Genomic DNA, 6,356 nt, shown 5'->3' on the forward strand with positions numbered 1-6,356 from the left:
GCGGCGGGAGGACGACGGCGGTCAGGGCGCGGCGGCCGCCGGGACCCCTTCGCGCTGCACCGCGTGGGCGAACTCGGCGACGCCTTCGGCGAAGCCCACTTCGGGCCGCCAGCCGAGTTCGGCGCGCAGCCGGCCGGAGGTGGCGGTGATGTGCCGGACGTCTCCGAGCCGGTACGCACCGGTGATTTCGGGGGCCGGTCCGCCGTGGGCGGTCGCGAGGGCGGTCGCCAGGTCCGCGATGGTGTGCGGGGTGTCGCTGCCGGTGTTGTACGCGCGCAGTGCTCCGTCCGGGCGGTCGCGGACGCTTTCCAGCGCGAGGACGTTGGCTTCGGCCACGTCCCGCACATGGACGAAGTCCCGCCGCTGGGCGCCGTCCTCGAAGACCTGGGGTGCGCGGCCGCGGGCGAGGGCCGAGCGGAAGAAGGAGGCCACACCCGCGTACGGGGTGTCGCGGGGCATGCCGGGCCCGTACACGTTGTGGTAGCGCAGTGCGACGGCCCGGCCGCCGGTGGCGCGGGCCCAGGAGGCGGCGAGGTGTTCCTGGGCGAGCTTGGTCGCGGCGTAGACATTCCGCGGGTCGAGGGGGGCGTCCTCGTCGACGAGGCCCGGCACCAGGTCGGCGCCGCACCGCGGGCAGCGGGGTTCGAAGCGCCCGGCGTCCAGATCGGCCACCGCGCGCGGCCCGGGGGTCACCCTTCCGTGCCGCGGGCAGTCGTAACGGCCCTCCCCGTACACGACCATGGATCCGGCGAGCACCAGATCCTGGACACCGGCGCCGGCCATGGCGGCGAGGAGGTGCGCGGTGCCGAGGTCGTTGCACCCGACATAGGCCGGGGTGTCGGCGATGTCCTTGCCGAGTCCCACCATGGCGGCCTGGTGACAGACGACGTGGACGCCGCGCAACGCACGGGCGACGGCCTCGGGGTTCCGTACGTCCTCGGTGATCCACTCGGCGGTCCCGAAGGGCGGTCGAGCCGGCGGAACGGCGTGGGCGGTGGGCAGCAGAGCGTCGAGGACGACCGGCTCGTGGCCGCGGGCGGCGAGGGCGGCGACGATGTGGGAGCCGATGAAACCGGCGCCGCCGGTGACAAGTACGCGCATGGATCGGACCCTAGGGTGACGAGCCGTCCGGCGGACCTCAGCCACCACGGACACCACAGGTTCGTAAGAATCTCACTTGTGCTCCCCACGAGCCGCCCGCCACCCGCGGAACACCAGGAGCAGGGCGGAGGCGGCGAAGAGCACGGCGGTGATCAGCAGCCAGCGGCCGAGGAACACCCCCGGCGACAGCAGGGTGGCGTTCCGGTACGTCGGCCCGGCGTCCTGGGAGATCAGCGGCCAGTAGACGAGCAGCAGCAACAGCGACAGGAACGCGGGGACACGGACGTGGTTGACCACCGCGATCCGCGCCGGTGATCCCGGCCGGCCGCCTCGCGACGCCTTGTGCAGCAGCCAGTCGGTGCCGGCGTACACCGGCACCAGCACCACGTCGTGGATCAGCGCGGCGCCGACGACCCACTCCACCACGCCCCACCGGTCGCCCGCCAGCAGCCGGGTGAGCGCGTAGCCGCACAGGGCGAAGGAGGCGAGCAGCACCAGCAGGTGGAGGACGGACTCGCCGTAGACGGCGCGGAACAGGCGTCTCATGCGCGCTCCTCGAAATCCGTTGCCCCGAAGGTCAATTGGCGTACCCACTTGGTGTTCATCACGCCCGGCGCGTCCGGCACGACGATCCGGGCGGGCCGGCCGTGGTCCGGGGACAATTCGGCGCCGTTGACCCGCAGGGCGAGCAGCGAGCGGCCGTCGCGGACCTGGTTGGCGCGCAGCGCGACGGCCCGGAAGGACCCGGCGAGCTGCACGGACTCGACGAACACCCCTGGCGGGTCAATGGCGTGGCCCACCAGCGCGGCGAGGTCCCGCAGCCGTACGCCCTGCCAGTGCTGGTTCTCGGTGGACCATCCCTCGACGCAGGCGATGGGCAGCGCCGAGCCGTGCTGCGGCAGACGCCGGAGCTGGTCGAGGGTCAGGGTGACGCTTTGGCCGGTCGCGCCGCGGACGGTGAGCCGCCAGTTCTCGCCGATGTCCTGCGGGCGGACGTGTGCGGTCGCCGCGGGTTTGTTGACCGGGAAGCCGTTGGGGCCGTCTCCCGGCTGGCGGCCGTGCGGTGCCAGCAGGGCGGTCGCGCGCAGCGGTCCGCCGATGCTCTGGCCGGCGGTCACCAGGAAGAGCACGAATGAGCCGAGGCCGACCATGCCCAGCGCGCCGCGCCTCGACATCGTGGGTTCGGCGGGGTGGGTGGAGACCAGGCCGCTCTCGGCGGCCGGTTCGGGCTTCGTCCGGGAGGTCGGTGTGCGCAGTTCCGCGCGGAAGTCCCGGCTGCGCAGCGCCCGCACCACCTGGGGCATGCGCAGGGCGACATGGGCGAGCACCGCCCCCACGAAGACCCACGCACCGTAGAAGTGCAGAGGGTAGAACGACCCCGGGAAGACGTAGTCCAGCTGTACGTTCAGCAGGCCGGTGACGAACTCGAAGATCCCGCCCCCGACGAGGAGCAGCAGCGACAACCGGTCCAGGGCGTGCCCCGGCGACCGCACCGGCGGCAGTGTGAAGAGTTTCGGTACCACCGACCAGAGCTTGGCCAGCAGCACCGGGACCAGCACCACACCGAGCGTGACGTGGATCCCCTGTGTCAGGCGGTACAGCCAGTACGGGTGGGTGGGCCAGGAGAACAGATAGAGACCCAGCAGGCCCTTGCCGGGCGTCTTGTCGTTGAGAGGCGACAGTCCGGGGTTGTACGCGGCGTAGGACAGCAGGCCGGTGACGAACAGCAGCGGGATTCCCAGGAGCAGCACCAGCCCGAAGACCGAGGTGAGCCACGGACCGCGCAGCGGACTGCGCCAAGGGCCCGCGGGAAGGCGGGAGGGAACTTTCATGCCTCGGGACACTAGGGGCGGGAAGGGAGCCTTCCCGGGCGGCAACTCATGACGAAAGTCTGACGTCCTGCCGCGGCGCGGGCGGAGTCGGTCGGCGCCTGCCTAGGGTGCGACGCGTGAGCCTCTCCCCCTCGCCGCTGCACGGCACCGGCCAGCACCCGCCCGACGACGACGGCTCGGCAACCCTTTCGGCGCGTCGTGCGGACATGGTGGCGGCTGGCGCGGCGGCGCTGTTCTTCCTGGTCATGGCCGGTATCGGGGCCTGGCTGCAGCGCGACAGCTATCTGCTCAAGTCGCCATGGCCGCCGCTGGAGGCGTGGTGGCGGCCGCACGCCGGGCCCGGCACCCCGCTGGCCGTGGTCGTGGCGGTGCTTGTCATCGGTTACGGACCGGGACTCGCCGCCCGGCTGCCCTGGCACCGGCTGCTGCTGTCCGCGTGGGGGACGGCGATGGCGTGGACATGGTCGCTGGCCCTGGTGGACGGCTGGCAACGCGGCGTCGCCGGACGGCTCACCGTCTCCGGCGAGTACCTGACGGAGGTCGCGCGGTTCCGCGACGCCGGCCCGGCGGTGCGGACCTTCACCGACCACATCCTGGCCGACTCCCCCGATCACTGGGCCACCCATGTCGCCGGGCATCCGGTGGGCGCCGTCCTCACCTACGTCGGCCTGGACCGGATCGGACTGGGCGGCGGCGCGTCCGCCGCCGTCTTCACCCTGACCGTGGGCACGTCGCTTGTCCTCGCTGTCCTGCTGACCCTGCGTCTGCTCACCGGCGAGGAACGGGCGCGGGCCGCCGCGCCGTTCCTGGCACTCGCTCCGGGCGCGGTGTGGGTGGGCGTCTCCGCGGACGGCTACTTCGCCGCCGTCGCCGCGTGGGCCCTGGCGCTGCTCGCCGTCGCGGCGACCCGGACTTCCCGCTGGGGCACGGCCGCCGCGGGCGTCGGCAGCGGTCTGCTCTTCGGGGCGGCGGCCTACCTCTCCTACGGCCTGGCCCTGCTGTGCGTCCCCGGCCTGGTGGTCCTGCTGTGCGCGCGCACCGCCCGCCCGGTCCCCTACCTGCTGGTCGGGGCCGGCACGGTGGTCGCCGCGTTCAGCGCCGCGGGCTTCGACTGGTGGGAGGCCTACGGACTGCTGAGGACCCGCTACTACCAGGGCTACGGCGGCGTACGGCCGTACAGCTACTGGTTCTTCGGCGACCTCGCCACGGTGGTGGTGTCGGCCGGGCTCGCCTCCGTCGCCGGACTGCGCAGGACCCTGGCCGGCGCACCGGGCGGAGTCCGGAACGGGAACCGCGGACCCGTCCAGGCGGTCAGGGACCTACGCGGCTGGTGGCAGCGCGCGGACCGCCGGGCAGTGGCGGACGTCCTGCTCCCCTGCGGCTTCCTGCTCGCCGTGCTCGCCGCCGACCTGTCCGGCATGAGCAAGGCCGAGACCGAACGCATATGGCTCCCCTTCACCCTCTGGCTCCCGGCCACCGCCGCCCTCCTCCCCCGCCGCGACCACCGCGCCTGGCTCACCGCCCAGGCGATCGTCGCCCTCCTCGTCAACCACCTGCTGCTGACCGGCTGGTAGCCGGGCGCGCTGCGGCTCGCGCCGAAGCGCCCGCACGTCGCGGCGAGGACCGTCGAGCGTGCTCCGGACGCCGGTGGGCGGACAGCCGCGTGGTCACCGGGATGTCCGCGAACACGAAGGCGCGGGCCGCGGGTACGCCCCCGGGGTTTCAGCGGGATCGGCGGGAGGGCCGGGGCCGGCAGGCGGGCGCCGTCGTAGCCGTGGACGGTGCCGTAGCGGGAGCCGGCCGTCCACTCCTCGCGCGCCGCGGTGATCTCCTCGCCGGTGCGGGCGACGAAGTTCCACCACATAGCACACCTAGTCGGTCTTGGTGCAGGTCAGAGACGTGCGGACCATCGGCGGTCAGCAAACCGTCAGCATCGGTCCCTCCGAGGAGACAGCACGACCATGGCAACCAAGGCGTTGGCCCGCGGCATGGGCACCTTCTTCAAGGACCGCGTACACCCCGAGTCCAGGTGGTCCAAGTGCCCGCACGAGTACAAGATCCGATACCGCGACGCGGCCGGGAAGCAGACCGAGGAGTCCGGCTACACGACACAGGACCAAGCCATCGACCGCCTCACGGAGGTCTACGCCGAGAAGCGGGCCGCACCTTCGAACCACGCCAGGGCTGAGCGCATCAAGAAATACGGCGCCATGCGGTTCGAGGAGTACACAACGAGTGGACGGCCGGCCAACGCGATCTGGCCGCAAGTTCCCTCAGGCACCTCGACTCGCTGCTGGAGCATTACCTCTTCCCCGCCCTCGGCAGCCGCCGGATGAGCACCTTCGACCCCAAGGTCGTCGACCGCTTCATCCAGACCATGAAACGCGGCGGCGTCGGGCAGGCGACCCAGTCCAACGCCTACGACAAGCTCAAGTCCATCCTCCTCGACGCCCACCGCCTGGGGCTCTTCAGCGACAACCCTCTGGAAGGCATCAAGCCCCCTCAGTACGACCCGGAACGTGCGGTTATACCCTCCCCGTCGCAGCTCCGCGAGATACGCACGGCCGGAGAGCCACCGGTGCGTGAAGATTCCTTTCTAGGACTCCATAGGGACAGCTCCATCATCTGTGGTGGCACTGACACCGCCGCGTGGCCTGTATGAACTGAAGACGATCAGCAGCAGCGGGCTGAGCTGCCGACATGTCACCGCCCCTAGCGCTACGTGGCCTCCCAAGCCGCGCTACGGCTTCCGACCACCCATCGCCGTCGTTAGCAGCGCGCGAGACGGGCAGATGTTGACATGTGGTCTTCGATCGGGACATGCCTTCGTACAGCACCACTCTCTCTCAAAGGGCTTCGGCGTGCATGTATGCCGGGATGCCGCTTTCCAGTGATACAAGCGCGGTGTCAAGCCGAGAGCGCATCCGGACGTGGAGCCTGTCCTTAGCCTGACGAACAGGGAAAAACTCAGCGTCAGAGAGTTCGTTGTCGGCAGGGCGTAGTAAGGCGAACCGCTCGGCAGAAAGGGTGCCGCCGTTGAAGATGAAGGCGAGTTGGTCGTCCCAGGGGCCGTGGGGTGGGACCCAGTCGATGACGAGGAGGCCGTGGAGGGAGATGTCGAGGCCGAGCTCTTCGCGGAGTTCGCGGCGGGCGGCGTCGTCGGGGGCTTCGTTGGCTTCGGCCATGCCGCCGGGGAGGTCCCAGCCGGGCTTGTAGGTGGGCTTCACCAGAAGGACGCGGCCTTGTTCGTCGCGGAGGAGGACGTCGGCGGAGACGCGTTTGCGGGCCTGGGTGGCGTTGCCTTCGGCGAGGTAGGCGTTCCATGCTTCGGGGTCGGCTGGGGTGGGCCTCATGGCCGGGTGCCTCCGCGGGGCGACGGGATGATGTCGGCGAGCAACAGCATTCTGGCCCGTCGCGTGTCAT

Annotated in this window: 7 protein-coding genes and 1 pseudogene; 3 read left to right on the top strand and 5 right to left on the bottom strand. The window is 71.3% G+C overall.

Going from position 1 to position 6,356, the window contains the following annotated elements:
• Positions 1-21 precede the first annotated feature (21 nt).
• The 3 genes from ACFO3J_RS12655 to ACFO3J_RS12665 all read right to left on the bottom strand — a co-directional run bounded on the left by ACFO3J_RS12655 (position 22) and on the right by ACFO3J_RS12665 (position 2,933).
• Complete coding sequence (locus tag ACFO3J_RS12655) at positions 22-1,101, bottom strand: NAD-dependent epimerase/dehydratase family protein (protein ID WP_386429167.1); 1,080 nt, start codon at positions 1,099-1,101, stop codon at positions 22-24.
• Positions 1,102-1,173: 72 nt separating this feature from the next.
• Entirely contained in the window at positions 1,174-1,647 is a 474-nt protein-coding gene (locus ACFO3J_RS12660; RefSeq protein WP_386429169.1) for a hypothetical protein, read from the bottom strand.
• Positions 1,644-2,933, bottom strand: a complete 1,290-nt coding sequence (locus ACFO3J_RS12665; protein WP_386429171.1) for a molybdopterin-dependent oxidoreductase — start codon at positions 2,931-2,933, stop codon at positions 1,644-1,646. The genes ACFO3J_RS12660 and ACFO3J_RS12665 overlap by 4 nt, the downstream gene beginning before the upstream one ends.
• Before the next feature lie 107 nt (positions 2,934-3,040).
• Between ACFO3J_RS12665 and ACFO3J_RS12670 the strand changes: the two genes are divergently transcribed.
• The gene (locus tag ACFO3J_RS12670; protein WP_386429173.1) at positions 3,041-4,507 is read left to right on the top strand and encodes a hypothetical protein; all 1,467 of its coding nucleotides are present in this window, start codon (positions 3,041-3,043) and stop codon (positions 4,505-4,507) included.
• 128 nt (positions 4,508-4,635) lie between these two features.
• Here the strand turns inward: ACFO3J_RS12670 and ACFO3J_RS12675 are convergent.
• A pseudogene (locus ACFO3J_RS12675) lies at positions 4,636-4,800 on the bottom strand (pirin family protein); the annotation flags it as partial.
• Positions 4,801-4,894: 94 nt separating this feature from the next.
• Here ACFO3J_RS12675 and ACFO3J_RS12680 point away from each other — a divergent pair.
• Together ACFO3J_RS12680 and ACFO3J_RS12685 are read left to right on the top strand one after the other, a co-directional pair.
• Positions 4,895-5,269 (top strand): hypothetical protein, encoded by a 375-nt coding sequence (locus ACFO3J_RS12680; protein WP_386429175.1) that lies wholly within the window; start codon positions 4,895-4,897, stop codon positions 5,267-5,269.
• Positions 5,266-5,595 (top strand): hypothetical protein, encoded by a 330-nt coding sequence (locus ACFO3J_RS12685; RefSeq protein WP_386429177.1) that lies wholly within the window; start codon positions 5,266-5,268, stop codon positions 5,593-5,595. The genes ACFO3J_RS12680 and ACFO3J_RS12685 overlap by 4 nt, the downstream gene beginning before the upstream one ends.
• A 184-nt stretch (positions 5,596-5,779) precedes the next feature.
• Here the strand turns inward: ACFO3J_RS12685 and ACFO3J_RS12690 are convergent, their stop codons facing one another.
• Entirely contained in the window at positions 5,780-6,286 is a 507-nt protein-coding gene (locus ACFO3J_RS12690; RefSeq protein WP_386429178.1) for an NUDIX domain-containing protein, read from the bottom strand.
• Positions 6,287-6,356: the final 70 nt, after the last annotated feature.

Origin of the sequence: Streptomyces polygonati, from assembly GCF_042650325.1 — a bacterium.
Lineage (GTDB): Bacteria > Actinomycetota > Actinomycetes > Streptomycetales > Streptomycetaceae > Actinacidiphila > Actinacidiphila polygonati.